The 14,743-nt window shown below is 63.6% G+C and carries 15 protein-coding genes; 11 read left to right on the top strand and 4 right to left on the bottom strand.

All coding sequences use genetic code 11. From position 1 onward, the window contains the following. The coding region (locus tag ACPYOI_RS20185; RefSeq protein WP_481423279.1) for an MFS transporter at positions 1–589 on the bottom strand (589 nt) is incomplete at its 3' end. Positions 590–694: 105 nt separating this feature from the next. On the opposite strand from ACPYOI_RS20185, the gene ACPYOI_RS20180 reads away from it, so the two are divergent. The 3 genes from ACPYOI_RS20180 (at position 695) to ACPYOI_RS20170 (ending at position 3,330) form a co-directional block, all read left to right on the top strand. Beyond that, entirely contained in the window at positions 695–1,315 is a 621-nt protein-coding gene (locus ACPYOI_RS20180; RefSeq protein WP_481417642.1) for a helix-turn-helix transcriptional regulator, read from the top strand. A 116-nt stretch (positions 1,316–1,431) separates the two neighbouring features. After that, a complete protein-coding gene (locus ACPYOI_RS20175; protein ID WP_481423278.1) occupies positions 1,432–2,439 on the top strand; it encodes an asparaginase in 1,008 nt (335 codons plus the stop codon). A 141-nt stretch (positions 2,440–2,580) separates the two neighbouring features. Continuing rightward, positions 2,581–3,330, top strand: coding sequence for a hypothetical protein (locus ACPYOI_RS20170; RefSeq protein WP_481417644.1), 750 nt, complete (start codon positions 2,581–2,583; stop codon positions 3,328–3,330). Here the strand turns inward: ACPYOI_RS20170 and ACPYOI_RS20165 are convergent. Beyond that, positions 3,305–4,060 carry a DeoR/GlpR family DNA-binding transcription regulator gene (locus tag ACPYOI_RS20165; RefSeq protein WP_481423280.1) on the bottom strand — a complete coding sequence of 252 codons (756 nt, stop codon included), beginning with the start codon at positions 4,058–4,060 and terminating at the stop codon, positions 3,305–3,307. The two genes, ACPYOI_RS20170 and ACPYOI_RS20165, sit on opposite strands and share 26 nt — an antisense overlap. 119 nt (positions 4,061–4,179) lie before the next feature. Between ACPYOI_RS20165 and ACPYOI_RS20160 the strand changes: the two genes are divergently transcribed. From ACPYOI_RS20160 to nadC, 7 genes are all read left to right on the top strand, one after another. Beyond that, positions 4,180–4,545 carry a DUF4406 domain-containing protein gene (locus tag ACPYOI_RS20160; RefSeq protein WP_481417645.1) on the top strand — a complete coding sequence of 122 codons (366 nt, stop codon included), beginning with the start codon at positions 4,180–4,182 and terminating at the stop codon, positions 4,543–4,545. 82 nt (positions 4,546–4,627) lie between these two features. Further along, positions 4,628–5,245: a glutathione S-transferase family protein gene (locus tag ACPYOI_RS20155; RefSeq protein WP_481417646.1), complete on the top strand. Its 618-nt coding sequence runs from the start codon at positions 4,628–4,630 to the stop codon at positions 5,243–5,245. A gap of 592 nt (positions 5,246–5,837) precedes the next feature. Continuing rightward, a complete protein-coding gene (locus ACPYOI_RS20150) occupies positions 5,838–6,734 on the top strand; it encodes a LysR substrate-binding domain-containing protein (protein ID WP_481417647.1) in 897 nt (298 codons plus the stop codon). A 99-nt stretch (positions 6,735–6,833) separates the two neighbouring features. Beyond that, entirely contained in the window at positions 6,834–7,721 is an 888-nt protein-coding gene (locus ACPYOI_RS20145; protein WP_481417648.1) for an NUDIX hydrolase, read from the top strand. A 69-nt stretch (positions 7,722–7,790) separates the two neighbouring features. After that, positions 7,791–8,762: a quinolinate synthase NadA gene (gene nadA, locus ACPYOI_RS20140; RefSeq protein WP_481417649.1), complete on the top strand. Its 972-nt coding sequence runs from the start codon at positions 7,791–7,793 to the stop codon at positions 8,760–8,762. Further along, complete coding sequence (locus ACPYOI_RS20135; RefSeq protein ID WP_481423277.1) at positions 8,759–10,297, top strand: L-aspartate oxidase; 1,539 nt, start codon at positions 8,759–8,761, stop codon at positions 10,295–10,297. The genes nadA and ACPYOI_RS20135 overlap by 4 nt, the downstream gene beginning before the upstream one ends. Position 10,298: 1 nt before the next feature. Next, positions 10,299–11,159 (top strand): carboxylating nicotinate-nucleotide diphosphorylase, encoded by an 861-nt coding sequence (gene nadC, locus ACPYOI_RS20130; RefSeq protein WP_481417651.1) that lies wholly within the window; start codon positions 10,299–10,301, stop codon positions 11,157–11,159. A gap of 265 nt (positions 11,160–11,424) precedes the next feature. Here the strand turns inward: nadC and ACPYOI_RS20125 are convergent, their stop codons facing one another. Next, complete coding sequence (locus ACPYOI_RS20125) at positions 11,425–12,084, bottom strand: glutathione S-transferase family protein (protein WP_481417652.1); 660 nt, start codon at positions 12,082–12,084, stop codon at positions 11,425–11,427. 94 nt (positions 12,085–12,178) lie between these two features. After that, the gene (locus tag ACPYOI_RS20120; RefSeq protein ID WP_481417653.1) at positions 12,179–13,504 is read right to left on the bottom strand and encodes a TIGR03808 family TAT-translocated repetitive protein; all 1,326 of its coding nucleotides are present in this window, start codon (positions 13,502–13,504) and stop codon (positions 12,179–12,181) included. Positions 13,505–13,690: 186 nt separating this feature from the next. On the opposite strand from ACPYOI_RS20120, the gene ACPYOI_RS20115 reads away from it, so the two are divergent. Continuing rightward, on the top strand, positions 13,691–14,701 hold the full coding sequence (locus ACPYOI_RS20115; RefSeq protein WP_481417667.1) for a ligase-associated DNA damage response exonuclease: 1,011 nt from the start codon (positions 13,691–13,693) through the stop codon (positions 14,699–14,701). The last annotated feature ends 42 nt before the right edge of the window (positions 14,702–14,743 follow it).

Genomic DNA, 14,743 nt, shown 5'->3' with positions numbered 1-14,743 from the left:
GCCATGGTGCAAGAACCGCCATCAGGAGACCGAGCGGCACGAGGATGATGAAGGCGTATCGCCAGGCACTCCCTTCCGAAAACAGGCCGCCCGCACTGGGACCCAGCAGGGTCGCAGCACCCCAGATCGCGGCATAGAGGGTGGATGCCTTCGGCCAGAGCGGCTCGGGATAGGCAAAGCGGACGAAGGCATAGGCAAGGGCGGCGAGAATCCCGGCGCCGAAGCCCTGCACGGTGCGCCCGGCGAGGACCACTTCCATGACCGGTGCGGCGGCGCAGACGAGGCTGCCCGTCCCGAAAATCAGGGCACCGCAGACATAGGCGCTGCGCAAACCCATGCCGCGCGGCCGCATGGCGACGAAGATCGAGCCGAGCACGGCAGAGGCAACATAAAGCGTCGTCACCCAGGCAAGCAGCGGCAGCCCGCCGATATCGCGAACGATCGAAGGCGCAACGGTGGCAGTGATGTAGCTCTCGACCGCATAAAGCGTCACGCCGCCGCCGAGCATCAGTGTCGCCGGCAGCAGGGACGGCGTGAAAAGCTGAAATACGGAGTTCTGCGATGCGGCAGTCTGATCGACACTGCTCATAAGATTGCCTCGAAATGTTTTCTCTAGCGGGCCGTTATTTTCCAAGTTATAAGTTGGAAATTACACGCTTGGCTCTTTAAAGCAAGCGATGACTTGGAAAAATAGATGCGTCAATCGCCTGCCAACCGTATCCTGCTTCTGCTGAAGACCGAAGGCCCGCAACTGGGTGTCGCCGTCGGCGAGCATCTCGGCATTTCCTCCGAAGCTGCCCGGCAGCAGTTGACGAAGCTTGCAGAGGAGGGGCTCACCGAGCCGGTGGCGGAGCAGGGCTCCGGCCGCGGCAGGCCGAAGCAGCTCTGGCAGCTGACCTCGGCAGGACACCAGACCTTTCCGGACGGCCATGCCGAATTGACCGCAACCCTTCTCACCACGCTCGTCGGGACGCTCGGCGAGGATGCGCTGGACGCAGTCATCTCCGCGCGCGAAACCGAAACGGTGAAGCGCTACCGCGAGGAAATCTCCGCATCCGATCTTGCCGCGCGTGTCCGCCAATTGGCGGCGATCCGGACACGAGAGGGCTACATGGCCGACAGCTGGATGGAAGAGGACGGCTCCTTCATGCTTGTCGAAAACCACTGCCCGATCTGTGCTGCCGCCACCGCCTGCGCAGGCTTCTGCCGCTCGGAGCTCGAGACATTCCGCAGCATTCTTAATGCAAAGGTCGAACGCGCCGAGCACATCCTCGCCGGCGCCCGTCGCTGCGCTTACCGGATCAGCGCCGACTAGGCTCGCGGACACAAGAAGGTATGCAATTGCGCCGCGCCCGCAGCCGAAAAGACGTTGCTTTATCGGTGCAAGACGCTATGCCTTGGCATCCCCAAATCGATCCGGATTTCTGTCCCATGTCCAATCCCGTCACTGTCGAAGTTACACGCGGCTCGCTCGTCGAAAGCCGCCATCGCGGCGCGGTGGTCGCAGTCGACGGGGATGGCAGGGTTGTCTTTGCGCTCGGCGATATTGAAGCCGGTGTTTTCCCGCGTTCGGCCTGCAAGGCCATGCAGGCGCTGCCGCTGGTGGAAAGCGGTGCCGCGGATGCCTACGGCTTCGGCAACAAGGAGCTCGCGCTCGCCTGTGCGTCGCACAGCGGTGAGGATGAGCACGTGGCGCTTGCCGCCTCCATGCTGGCGCGCGCCGGCCGCGGCGTTGAGGCGCTGGAATGCGGGGCCCACTGGTCGTCGGACCAGAAGACGCTCATCCATCAGGCGCGGACGATAAAGGCGCCGACGTCGCTGCATAACAATTGCTCCGGCAAACACGCGGGCTTCGTCTGCGCCTGCTGCCACCAGGATATCGATCCGAAGGGTTACATCGATTACGACCATCCGCTGCAGCGGGAAATCCGCGCGACGATGGAAAGCCTCACCGGCGCCGTGCTCGGCCACGACAATTGCGGCACCGACGGCTGTTCGATCCCGACTTATGCCGTGCCGCTGCGCGGCCTCGCGCATGGTTTTGCCAAGATGGCAACCGGCCATGGCCTCGAGCCGCTGCGCGCCAAGGCCTCGCGCCGTCTTTTCGATGCCTGCATGGCCGAACCCTTCTATGTCGCCGGTACCGGCCGCGCCTGCACGGAACTGATGCAGATCGCGCCGGGCAAGATTTTCTGCAAGACGGGCGCCGAAGGCGTGTTCTGCGCGGCAATTCCGGAGCAGGGAATTTCGATCGCTGTGAAGTGCGAGGACGGAACGACCCGCGCCGCCGAGGCGATGGTGGCCGCAGCCCTTGCCCGGTTCTTCGAGAAAGGCAGCGACGTCCACGCCAAGCTGATGGCGATGGCCGTCAGGCCGATGCACAATTGGAACGGCATCCATGTCGGCGATATTCGCGTCACGGCTGCGCTCTCCGCATAGTCCGTGCCGTTGCGGCACAGGCGATTGTGGATAATCAGTAACTACTAATATGCATTAAACCAAATTCAGCGAGAGTGGATGCGCAATGGCGCATTTATCCTACCATGGCGCGACGTTCGACCCGTGCCATGAGGGCAGGATATGTTTGCAGGCCGCTATCTCTGGTGGATGCTGATCGCCGTCGCGGTCTTCCTGTTCTTTTCGATGTGCTTCGAGTACGTCACCTGGGCTGTCGTTGCGATATCTGGCTGCGCCGAGATCGCCGGCTCCTGCGGGCCGATCGCTCTCACGATGTCGGGTGCGATAAAGCCTGCCGGCATCGGGCTTGCAGGGGCAATCATGGTGTTCTGCACCTTCGCCCGCTTGCGCTATCTCTCGGCGAGCTGGCTCTGGGCGCTCGTTGCGCTCATCTGGTTTTCAGCAGCGGCGGCCTTCCCGGGCATTCTCGCCGCCGGCTGGACGGGTCAGTTGCGGCCGGAAATGGTCGTGGAAGGTCTCCCGTCGGCCTTCCTCTTCGTCACCGTGTTCTGCGGCTATCTCGTCATCCCCTTCGAAGAGGGGAAGACCGTTCCCTTCGGCCAATGGGCCTGGCTGCGGGCCGTCACCTGGCTTGCCGCCGCCTACGGCGTGCTCACGGCAATCGCCGAGACGGAAGGCTTCGGCGCCATTCCCGCACGCATGCTCGGCATGCCCTGGATCGCGTCCGCGATCGCCGCGGTCCAGCCGCGCCTGGCCTCAATCCTCGATCTCGGCTCCGGCGGTATGACGCCAGCCTATGTCGTGCTCGCGATCTTCGTGGCGGCCCTTGCCGCAAGTCTGCTGCCGCAGGACGTCGCCCTGCTGCGCGCCCGGCTGGGCGCAACCTTTACGCTTCGAGGATTGCGGCGTTGAGCGCCCGGTATGGGGCAAGCCGCTCCTCCGGCATTCCCGCTGAAACGATCAATCCCGCCACCTCCGAAATGCCAAGCACAGGGCAGGGCGAGACGAGATCGAATTTCTCCTCGGTCAGCAGCACATGTGTTTCCGCCGAGCAATGGGCGATATGGCGCTTGATGGCCGCCTCCTCGAAATCACCCGTCGACAGCCCGTGCACCGGATGGGCGGCGGTCACGCCGAGGAAGAAGATATCGGGCCGGAGCTGCGAGATCGCCGCCATGGCCGCCGCGCCGGTCGCCACCATCGAATGCTTGTAAAGCCGCCCGCCTGTCAGGATGACCTCGGCAGAGGGGTGATGCTCCAGTTCCGCCGCGATCGTCGGGCTATGCGTGGCGACGGTAATGGCGATGTCTCGCGGCAGATGCCGGGCGACCTCCGCGGTGGTCGTGCCGCCGTCGAGGAAGATCATCTGTCCCGCCTTCACCATCTCCGCCGCCCTGGCGCCGAGCCGCTGCTTGGCCTCCGACGCAACGCTGCGCCGCGCCGAAAAATCCGGCAGGTTCGGCGCAATCGGCATCGCGCCGCCGTGGACCCGCCTCAGCAGTCCTTCCGCGGCCATCTCGCGCAGGTCGCGCCGGATCGTGTCTTCGGACAGCGCGAAATCCTCGGCAATGCGCTTGGCAATGACCTGGCCGTCGCGGCGCAGGATGTCGAGGATCAAGGTTTTGCGTTGGGTGGTCAGCATCGCTCTGCACGAGATTACATGAAACGGCATGATAATGCCCGAAATGACTCGACATTCAAGAAAATTCGCGCAAAATCGTGAAGTCCCGTGCATGAGGCCGGGAGTGAGGGAGTCTGACAATGTTGATTTTGATTGCGGGGCCATACAGGTCCGGAACCGGCGACGATCCGGCAAGAATGGCGGCCAACCTGAAGCGGCTGGAAGAACCATCCTACGCGCTCTTCAGGGCGGGCCATGTGCCGATGATCGGCGAATGGGTGGCACTACCGGTCTGGAATGCCGCCGGCGGCAAGTCGATCGGCGACGATCTCTACGAGGAAATCTTCCATCCCGTCGCCCACCGGCTCTTGCAGCTTTGCGAAGGGGTGTTGCGGCTGCCGGGCGATTCCAAGGGCGCGGATAATGATGTCCGCATCGCCCGGGAGCGTGGCATTCCCGTCTGGTACAGGCTGGAAGACGTGCCGGGATGCGCCAAGGCGGCCTGACCTGAGGGGCGGAAACGGCCCCATTTCATCATAGGCGGCAAGTCGCGGTTGCGCTATAAAACTCCCAAAAAGGGAGTCGATCATGCTGACGTTCTACTTCGCCCCGGGCACCTGTGCACTTGCAAGCCTTATCGCTCTGGAGGAAGCGGGTCTTACCTATGAAGCAAGGAAGATCAGTTTCAAGGATAATGAGCAGCGCTCGCCGGAATACCTGCAGATCAATCCGAAGGGCCGGGTTCCGGCGCTCGCGACGGATCGCGGCGTTCTGACCGAGAGCCCGGCGATCCTCGCCTATATCGCACAGATCGCACCCGCCGCAGGGCTCGCACCGGGCGACCCGTTCGAATTCGCCCGGCTGCAGGCGTTCAACAACTACATCTGTTCCACCGTTCATGTGAACCACGCGCATGGCCGCCGCGGCAGCCGCTGGGCGGACGATCCGGCCGCCCACGAAGCCATGAAGACCAAGGTGCCGCAGACGATGACGGAATGCTTCGAACTGATCGAGGCGAAGCTGTTCGCAGGACCTTGGGTCATGGGCGAGCAGTATTCGGTGGCCGACCCCTATCTCTTTACGATGACGGGCTGGCTGCGCGGTGACGGTGTCGATCCGATGCGCTTCCCTAAAGCAACGGCCCATTACGCCAGCATGATGGAACGCCCGGCGGTGCAGCGGGCGCTGACGATCGAAAAGGCCTGACGGGGTTCCTCAGCGCTGGAGATGTTCTCCCGCTGATATTGCCTGCAACGCCGTCATTCCTGTGCTTGTCACAGGAATCCAGCCACGGCGCATCCGCGCCGTGAATGACTCTCCCGCGGCGTCAAATGAGTCTCCTGCGCCATAGACATGGCGCGCGACTGGCTTCCTGTGACAAGCACAGGAATGAGGGAGAGCGGGGTCCGGCAGTCCACAACCCCTTGCGCCCTGTTTGCGGAAAGAACCCCCGGAAATCACGCGCATCTCGGCAGTGACTGGCCCTCGTTCCGCGTCGGCTTCGGCGCGGGATAAATCAAGGGCAGGTCGGCGAGCTGCCTCAGCGACATTGCGGCGATTTCCGGATGCGACAGCGGATCTTGATTCTCCAAGGGCCTTGGGCCAGGCGGCTCACTCAAGAAAAACTTTAGCAATGACATGGCAATGCCTCGCTCGATTTCTGGTCGGGAATCCGAATTGCACCAACGCCTCCGTCTCGCCGGTGCTGGAACTCCGATTAACGTTCATGGTCTCAATATCGGACCGCTCAACCATGTTTTCAATTGAGATTACCGGTGATCCGCTATAGAAAAGCTATATGCGAAATCTGAACTCCGTGCATTTGAACGGGCTGCGAGCGCTGGAGGCGGTCGGGCGTCTCGGCTCGTTGCAGCTTGCCGCCGAGGAACTTGGCGTCTCGATCGGCGCCGTCAGCCAGCAGGTCATCAAGGCGGAAGGGCAGCTTGACCGGGTGATCTTCGAGCGAACGCCGAAAGGCATGGTCGTGACGGAAGCCGGTGCGCCGGTGCTGGCCGCATTGACCGACGGCCTGACCCGCATGTCGGAGGCCGTGTCGATCGCCCAGCGCAGGGACGACACGACCCTGACGATCTCCGTCGCCCCTGTCTTTGCCGCCCGATGGCTCGTCTGGCGGCTCGATCGCTTCGCCGCGCATTTCCCGGACATTCAGCTGCGCTTGGAAGCGACGACGAACCTCGTCAATCCCTCGACCTCCGATGTCGATATCGGCATTCGCGTCGGGGCGGGGCAGTGGCCGGGCGTCAGGGCCGAGCTGCTCCTTGCGCAGGAAGTGTTTCCGGTCTGCGCGCCGCAGATGGCGCAGGACCTGAAGGAGCCTGCGGACCTCTTGAAGCTGCCGGCGGTCATCGATGGTCGCGCCATGTTCAACTGGGACGTCTGGATGCGCGAGGCAGGCCTCCAAGGCGCGACGCTCGCAACGCGCCACGTCTTCAACGACGCCTCGCTCTGTCTCGACGCGGCCATCGCCGGGCAGGGCGTCATGCTCGCCTGGCAGACCCTCGCAGATTATTCGCTGCAGGCCGGCCAGCTCGCCGCTCCCTTCGGCATCCGCGCCAAGACCGGCTTCGGCCACTATTTCATCACCGCCGAGGGCGCGCGCGAGCCGAAGAAGGTGAGAGATTTCAAGGCTTGGATTCGCGAGGAGATGGCCGGGACGCTGAAGCTCTTTTCATGAGGAGCACAAGGGTTGGTGCGTTCAACACTCCATTGGCTTTGCTTGGCTCCTATGGCAAAGCTGTCGAGCAACCACACACGCAGAGGATGAGATTCCACAGTGCCTATCGGCGTTGCCCACGCAGAACTGATCGCCGTCCTTGCCGCTGTCACCAATGACGATCCACGCGTCATGACGGTCGGCACCGGCGACGCCCTGCCTTCCGGTTCCTTCGAGATGGGCCACCGCACGCTGCAGAGCGGCCTGCGGGAATGGGTCCAGGAGCAGACGGCCCATCCCGTCGGCTATCTTGAGCAGCTCTATACCTTTGCCGACCGCGACCGGCAGAACGAGATCTTGGGCGGGCGAACGATCTCGATCAGCTATCTGGGGCTGGTGCGGGAGCATCCGGCGCCGGGCTGGCATAGCTGGTACGAATATTTTCCGTGGGAGGACCACCGCAAAGGCAAGCCGCCGGTTTTCGATGCGCTCGTCGAGCGGCTGCGGTGCTGGGAAACGACGGATGCCGCCCGGCAGGAGCGCCGCAGGCGCCGGATCGCCTTTACTTTCGGGCTGGAGGGCGCGGTGTGGAACGAGGATCTCGCCCTGCAGCGCTACGAGCTTTTGTATGAGGCCGGTCTGGTGGCGGAGGCGGGCGCGACGGCTGCCGAAAACCCGGGGCGCCGGATGTTTGCCGATCATAGGCGGATTCTTGCGACCGGCATCGCCCGGCTTCGGGCGAAGATCAAGTATCGCCCGGTGGTCTTCGAGTTGATGCCGGAGAGCTTCACCCTGCTGCAGCTTCAGCGCAGCGTCGAGGCGCTGGCGGGGCTTACCCTCCACAAGCCGAATTTCCGCCGGTTGATCGATCAGCAGCAATTGATCGAGGAAACCGGCGAAATGGCCAGCGAAACCGGCGGCCGCCCGGCAAAGCTGTTCCGCTACCGGCATGCCGTTCTCGAAGAACGCGCTCTCTCCGGCTCGAAACTTCCACTCTCCCGCGGTTGACATAATCTCGAATTGAGAATAATAAGCTTTGTCCTATATATACTCATTTAGAGTATAAAGGAGATCGCCATGAATTCTGCCGTGTCCGCGTCCTCTCTCTACGACCGCGTCAGCCGCGTCATCCCCAAGGCCGAATGGCTGAGCTTCGAGGAGGATGTCGAAGCGATTCTCGATCTCAAGCGCCGCCGCAACGCGGTCATTCTCGCCCACAACTACCAGACGCCGGAGATTTTCCACGGTGTGGCCGATATCGTCGGCGACAGTCTTGCACTGGCGCGCAAGGCGATCGAGGTGGATGCGGAGGTCATCGTCCTTGCCGGCGTGCATTTCATGGCCGAGACGGCAAAACTCCTCAATCCTCAAAAGACGGTGCTCATCCCCGATATGGGCGCAGGCTGCTCGCTGGCTGATTCGATCACGCCGGAAGACGTCGCGCTGCTGCGGCAGGCGCATCCCGGCGTGCCTGTTATCACCTATGTGAACACTTCGGCGGCGGTGAAGGCCGCTTCGGACATCTGCTGCACCTCGGGCAACGCCAAGCAGGTGGTCGAATCGCTCGGCGTGCCGCGCGTGCTGATGATCCCGGACGAATATCTCGCCCGCAATGTTGCGAAGGAGACGGATGTCGAAATCATCGCTTGGCACGGCCATTGCGAAGTGCATGAGCTCTTCAATGCCGACGACGTTCGCCAGCTGAGGGAAAACTACCCCGGCGTCACCGTGCTCGCACATCCGGAATGTCCTCCGGATGTCGTCGCCGAAGCGGACTTCGCAGGTTCCACCGCCGTCATGTCCGATTATGTCGGGCAAAGGCGTCCCGCCCGTGTCGTACTCCTCACCGAATGTTCGATGAGCGACAACGTCGCCGTCCATCATCCGGACGTCGAGTTCATCCGGCCCTGCAATCTCTGCCCGCACATGAAGCTGATCACGCTTTCGAACATCCGTTCCGCGCTGGAAGAAAACCGCCACGAAGTCACGGTCGACCCCGCCGTTGCCGTTGCCGCACGCCGGGCGGTGGAAAGGATGCTGGCGATATGACCGAGATCCTGACCCATCTTGCCGGCCGTCCCGTCATTGTCGGCAGCGGCCTTGCCGGGCTGATGACGGCGCTGACCCTTGCGCCGCAGCCGGTCGTGCTCATCACCCGAGGGGCACTAGGCGCTGAGACCTCAAGTGCCTGGGCGCAGGGCGGCATCGCCGCAAGCATCGGTGCGGATGACAGCGCGGAGCTGCACCTTGCCGATACGCTTGCGGCCGGCGATGGCTTTTGCGATCCCGAAGTCGCCGCCGGTATCATCAGCGAAGCGCCGGCGGTGATCGCCGCGCTGGAGAAAGCCGGCGTCCGCTTCGACAGGAGTGCAGCAGGAGAGCTTTCGCTGGGCCTCGAGGCCGCCCATTGCCGCCCGCGCATCGTTCATGCCGAGGGCGACGGTTCGGGTGCTGCGATTGTTCGTGCACTGGCACAGGCTGTCTCCTCCACTTCGTCGGTCACCGTGCTGGCCGATTTCGAAGTCCGGCGTCTGCTTCTCGCCGACGGTGTGATCGGTGGCGTCCTCTGCGCATCGAAGGGAACGGCTTTCATCCTGCCGACGCCGCATGTCCTGCTGGCCACCGGCGGCGTGGGCGGCCTCTACGAGGCGACGACCAACCCGGTCGGTAACTTCGGGCAGGGCATTGCGCTTGCGGCGAGGGCAGGGGCCGAGCTGGCCGATATGGAATTCGTGCAGTTCCATCCGACGGCGCTCCGCTCGAAGCGCAGGCCGCTGGCGCTTGTCAGCGAGGCGGTGCGCGGCGAGGGGGCAGTCCTTCTCAACGAACGGGGTGAGCGCTTCATGGCGGATCAGCCTGCTGCGGAACTTGCGCCGCGCGATGTCGTGGCGCGGGCGATCAGCGCCGAAATCGCGCGCGGCGGCCGGGTGTTCCTCGATGCCCGCGAGGCGTTGGGCGATCGCTTCCCGATGCGCTTTCCGCTGATCGACGGGCTGTGCCGCGAAGCGGGGATCGATCCAGCGCGGCAGCTGATCCCGGTCGCACCGGCCGTGCACTCTCACATGGGCGGCGTCACCACGGACGAGAGCGGCCGCAGTTCTGTCCCCGGCCTCTGGGTCGCGGGCGAAGCCGCATCGACCGGCCTGCACGGCGCCAACCGGCTGGCCAGCAACTCGCTGCTGGAAGCCGCGGTCATGGGCATGCGCGCCGCCAAAGACATAGCAGGCACGGCCGCATGCCTGCGCCCGACGGCGCTCGAACCGCTGCCACCGCAGCCCGACGCATCGCCTGTTCGCGGTATTGTTTCCGGACATCTCGGTGTCCTGCGCAACGGCGGCACGATTCACGGTGCGATCGGCGCCCTCCTGCCGCTTGTCGAGCAGGAGGGACCCGCAACCGACCCCGCAATCGTCGCCTTGCTGATTGCCGTCTTTGCGGCCCTGCGGACCGAATCACGCGGCGCCCATGCCCGAACCGACTTCCCGCTCAAGCTTGCGAACGCCAGACGCCGTCGGATGAGCCTGCCTCAGGTGCTGAATTTTGCGCAGGCCGTCCTATCCAATCCCCTTGCCAGGAGTGCCTAACATGACGCTTGTTTCCTTGCCGCGGCTGATGATCGAGCCGCTCGTCCGCAACGCCCTGCTTGAAGATCTCGGTCTTGCCGGCGACATCACCTCGGCCGCCGTCATCCCCGAAGACCATCGCTCGGCGGTCGTCATGGCGGCGCGCCAGCCGGGCGTGATCGCCGGTCTCGACGCTGCCGAGCTTGCGTTCCAGTTCGTCGATCCTGAGATCGTTTTGACGCGTCACGTCGGCGACGGCGCGGCCGTGAAGCCCGGTGAGGTCATCGCCGCGATCGAAGGTCCCTCACGCGGCATCCTGACCGGCGAGCGGACGGCCTTGAATTTCCTCGGCCACCTGTCCGGCATCGCGACGGTCACGGCGGGGATTGTCGCCGCCATCGCTGGCACGAAAGCTTCGGTCGCCTGCACGCGCAAGACGACGCCGGGATTGCGCATCCTCGAGAAATACGCCGTGCGCGCCGGTGGCGGCGTGAACCACCGGTTTGCGCTTTCCGATGCCGTTCTGATCAAGGACAATCACGTTGCTATTGCCGGCGGCGTTGCTGAGGCGATCCGCCGGGCCAAGGCGGGTGCCGGCCATATGGTGAAGATCGAGGTCGAGGTCGACACGCTAAAGCAGCTGCGCGAGGTGATGGAAGTCGGTGTCGATGCAGTGCTGCTCGACAACATGACCCCCGATGAGCTTCGCGAAGCGGTGGCGCTCGTCGCAGGCCGGGCGATCACCGAAGCCTCCGGGCGCGTGACGCCGCAGTCGGCAGGCGCAATCGCCGCGTCCGGCGTCGACCTCGTCTCGGTCGGCTGGCTGACGCATAGCGCGCCGACGCTCGACATCGGGCTCGATTGGAAATCCAACCAGTCGTGACGCGGGTGTTGGTCCGTCAGCCAGTTAGACCGGCTCTCAGGTTGTCGACAAAGGTCGTTGTTGGATGCCGACGCATTCTTTTGCGTCATGCCGGACCTGATCCGGCATCCAGCAGCGCGATGTCCATCGCGCGAAAGAGTCTATTGCGATCAATGACTTGATCGCGCTGGATCCCGGCTCAAGGCCGGGATGACGACGGTGAGTACAGCACCGTCGATCGCAAAAATCCGGTCAGCAAAGAGTTTGTCAGCAGTCTGCGAGCCAGTTAGACCGGCTCTTTCGAGCGCGTCGCCTGCATGGCGAGGTAGCCCGGGCGGGACTGGCAGCGCTTCAGCCAGGCATCGACCTTCGGATGCGCGTCGAAGAGCGCCTGTTCCGTCTGGCTGTAGCGCAGCACTTCCGCCACGTTGAGATCGGCGACGGTGAAGCGACCGCCGACGATCCAGTCCCTCTCGGTGAGATGCTTTTCCAGAACGGCGAGCGGCCGCTTCATGGAGCGGCAGGCGACGTCGATCGTCCCCTTGCCGGCCTCGGTGTTTTCGTGCTCGTTGTCGTAGGTGAGGACGATCTTCACTGTATGCGGCTCGACCTCCGCCAGCGCCCAGACGGTCCACATCGTCAGCAAACCGTCTTCCTCGACGGTTTGAGCGGAAAGCGGGCCGCCATGCTTGCGGGCGAGGTAGAGGTTGATCGCCAGCGACTCATGCATCACAAGCTCGCCGTCCTTGATCGAAGGGATCAGTCCCATCGGATTGACGGCGAGGAATTCCGGCGAGAGCGTGTTGATCGGCGCATCGGGAGCGAGTGGATTGGCAAGCCGCTTCGCCTGGATCACCGGCGCGGATTTGAACTCGATGCCCAGCTCCTCCGCCATCCAGTAGACGCGCGCGGCGCGAGAACGGTAAACCCCATAGATTGTCAGCATGTCTGATCCCCTTGTATCTGCTGCAAATTAAAGCGTTGGCGAGCGAGGCGGAAGCGGCTCAACCTTATGTATCAATGAAAGGTTTTGATGCGTCTCAGCCGGTCCTGTTCTGCTCGATCGTCAGCTGCGGATATCGGTCGCTGCCCGCCTTTGTGAGATCTCCGGACACCTTCTTGTCCCATTCGAAACCGAAGATCGCGCCCTCGCTCATCTCCTGAAAGATGTTGCCGGTGATCACCGCCGTGCCCGCGCCGTCTGCCACAGACACCGCGCAGCCGACAGCGGACTTTCGCACGACGTTTCCGGTAACGGCGAGATTGCGCAGATAGGGTCCCCAGCCGAGTTGCATCGCCCAGAGTGGCGCGCCTTCGATGATATTGCCGGAGATGACCGTATCGGCCTCCGCGGCGATGCCGGTGCCGAAGCCGACTTCGTGCTTATAAGGGCCGGCCAGCGTCAGGTTCCGCACGATGTTGCCGCTGACGGCCGCAAGCCTTCCGCCTTCGTTGAAATTGGCGATGGAGATACCGTTCGCCGCACCGTCGACGAGGTTGCTGGAAACGATGGCGCCCTGAAAATTGAATTCCACATAGATCGCCGTCTCGCCGGAGCGCAGGCATTGATTGCCGGTGATCTGCACGTTGTCGCCGGAATTGGCGCGGACGGCGGTAAAGGCGCAGTCGGAAATATGGTTGTTGGCGATAATCACCCCGCCGGCGCGGAAAATATTGATGCCGTTGCCGTTCTGCCCCGTGCCGCCGTCATCCGCCCGGATGCGGGTAACACGGTTGCCGGAGATCACAGTGCCGTCTTCGCCCTTCTCCCAGCGATGCACGAGAATGCCGCCATTGCCGCATTCGGTCACCGTGTTTCCGGTGATCGACAGTCCGGTGGAATTGACCGCAAAGACGCCCGCCTGCGCCGCCCCTGAAAGGCGGCTGCGCTCGATCCGCCCGCCGCAGCGCTCCAGGCGCAAGCCGTGTTTGCTGCTTCCTCGAATCTCACAATTGTCGATCTGCAGGTCGTCCACACCGGTCAACTGGACAAGCCCGCCGTTTTCCTCCTCGGCCATGCCGCCGTTGCTCTCGATGACGATGCCGGAAAGCTCGATCCGCCGCGCGCCATCTGCCGAATTGAGGCTGCCGCGATGCAAAATCCGCGAGGCGCCGGGAACGCCGCTGATGCGGCAATTACCCGGCAGCACGAGGTTCGCGGCCTGATAGGTCCCGGCGGGAAGATAGAGCGGCGTATCCCTCCGCGCCGCCTCGTCGATCATCGCCTGCAGCCCGTTCTTGGCCACCCCCGAAGCATCCAGCGCGCCGCGCAGCGCCGGCGGCTTCGATGCCGCAAAGGCACGACCGGCCACCGGCATGGCAAGCGCCGTGCCGAGAAAGCCGAGTATGTTGCGACGCAGATGCATCCGAGGACCGTCCGAAAGCAGTGAATGTCAGTTCGGATCTCTGTTTTTGCACAAAATCCTTGCCGCGAAGTAAGCTGCCTTTTCAGTATTGAAACAACCCGTGACATTCCCCGGGGACAGCGATCAGACGCAAACGGCAAAGGGCCACTGGCGGTCCGCCCGTTTCTCGCTATCTTTTCGCTCATGATGAGACCCGATGCTCTGCTTTACCCGGCCCCCGAGGGGCTTTATTGCCCGGAGGGCGGATTTTATGTCGATCCGGTGCGGCCGGTGGATCGGGCTCTGGTCACCCACGGCCATTCCGACCATGCCCGCTCCGGCCACCGGCATGTTCTCGCCACGCGCCAGACGCTTGACATCATGCGCCTGCGCTATGGCGACGATTTCGCAGGCAGCGAGCAGGCCGCGAGCTTCGGCGAAGAGCTGGATTTGAACGGCGTCAAGGTGAGCTTCCATCCGGCCGGCCATGTTCTCGGCTCCGCGCAGATCGCCATCGAGAAGAACGGCACCCGCATTGTCGTCTCCGGCGATTACAAGCGCCGCCCGGACCCGACCTGCGCCGCCTATGTGCCGGTCCCCTGCGACGTCTTCATCACCGAAGCGACCTTCGGGCTTCCGGTCTTCCACCATCCCGACCCGATGGACGAGACCGGCAAGGTGCTGGCCTCGCTGCGTCAGTTTCCGGAGCGCACGCATCTGATCGGCGCCTATGCGCTCGGCAAGGCGCAGCGTGTTATCCGTCTGCTGCGCGATGCCGGTTACAGCGAGCCGATCTATATCCATGGCGCGATGGAGCGGCTCTGCGACTATTATCAGGGGCAGGGCATCGATCTTGGCGATCTGCAGCCGGCAACGATCGAGAGCCGCGATAAAGCCGCCTTCCGGGGCACGGTCGTCGTCGGGCCGTCCTCCGCCTTTGCCGATCGCTGGGCGCGCCGTTTCAACGATCCGCTTCCCGCCTTCGCCTCCGGTTGGATGATGGTGCGCCAGCGCGCCAAGCAGCAAGGCGTCGAACTGCCGCTGGTGATCTCCGACCATTGCGACTGGCCGGAACTCACCGAGACGATCAAGGAACTCGGCGCCGCCGAAGTCTGGGTCACCCATGGCCGCGAGGAGGCGCTCGTGCGCTGGTGCGAACTGCAGGGCATCAAGGCCAAGCCGCTTCATCTGGTGGGCTACGAAGATGAGGGGGATTGACGCGTGATTGCTGCGGTGGGTTTCCTCTTCTCCCCAGCGGGG

This window comes from Rhizobium sp. SVR5-2C, from assembly GCF_056755115.1.
Note: the sequence above shows the minus strand (reverse complement) of the source record. Positions and strands in the feature narration are given on the sequence as shown.

Bases quoted from the DNA above. Each gene is read 5' to 3' on its own strand.
- ACPYOI_RS20180 (WP_481417642.1), top strand. From the start codon at position 695: ATGCGTCAATCGCCTGCCAACCGTATCCTGCTTCTGCTGAAGACCGAA.
- ACPYOI_RS20175 (WP_481423278.1), top strand. From the start codon at position 1,432: ATGTCCAATCCCGTCACTGTCGAAGTTACACGCGGCTCGCTCGTCGAA.
- ACPYOI_RS20170 (WP_481417644.1), top strand. From the start codon at position 2,581: ATGTTTGCAGGCCGCTATCTCTGGTGGATGCTGATCGCCGTCGCGGTC.
- ACPYOI_RS20165 (WP_481423280.1), bottom strand. From the start codon at position 4,060: ATGCTGACCACCCAACGCAAAACCTTGATCCTCGACATCCTGCGCCGC.
- ACPYOI_RS20160 (WP_481417645.1), top strand. From the start codon at position 4,180: ATGTTGATTTTGATTGCGGGGCCATACAGGTCCGGAACCGGCGACGAT.
- ACPYOI_RS20155 (WP_481417646.1), top strand. From the start codon at position 4,628: ATGCTGACGTTCTACTTCGCCCCGGGCACCTGTGCACTTGCAAGCCTT.
- ACPYOI_RS20150 (WP_481417647.1), top strand. From the start codon at position 5,838: ATGCGAAATCTGAACTCCGTGCATTTGAACGGGCTGCGAGCGCTGGAG.
- nadA (WP_481417649.1), top strand. From the start codon at position 7,791: ATGAATTCTGCCGTGTCCGCGTCCTCTCTCTACGACCGCGTCAGCCGC.
- ACPYOI_RS20135 (WP_481423277.1), top strand. From the start codon at position 8,759: ATGACCGAGATCCTGACCCATCTTGCCGGCCGTCCCGTCATTGTCGGC.
- nadC (WP_481417651.1), top strand. From the start codon at position 10,299: ATGACGCTTGTTTCCTTGCCGCGGCTGATGATCGAGCCGCTCGTCCGC.
- ACPYOI_RS20125 (WP_481417652.1), bottom strand. From the start codon at position 12,084: ATGCTGACAATCTATGGGGTTTACCGTTCTCGCGCCGCGCGCGTCTAC.
- ACPYOI_RS20120 (WP_481417653.1), bottom strand. From the start codon at position 13,504: ATGCATCTGCGTCGCAACATACTCGGCTTTCTCGGCACGGCGCTTGCC.
- ACPYOI_RS20115 (WP_481417667.1), top strand. From the start codon at position 13,691: ATGAGACCCGATGCTCTGCTTTACCCGGCCCCCGAGGGGCTTTATTGC.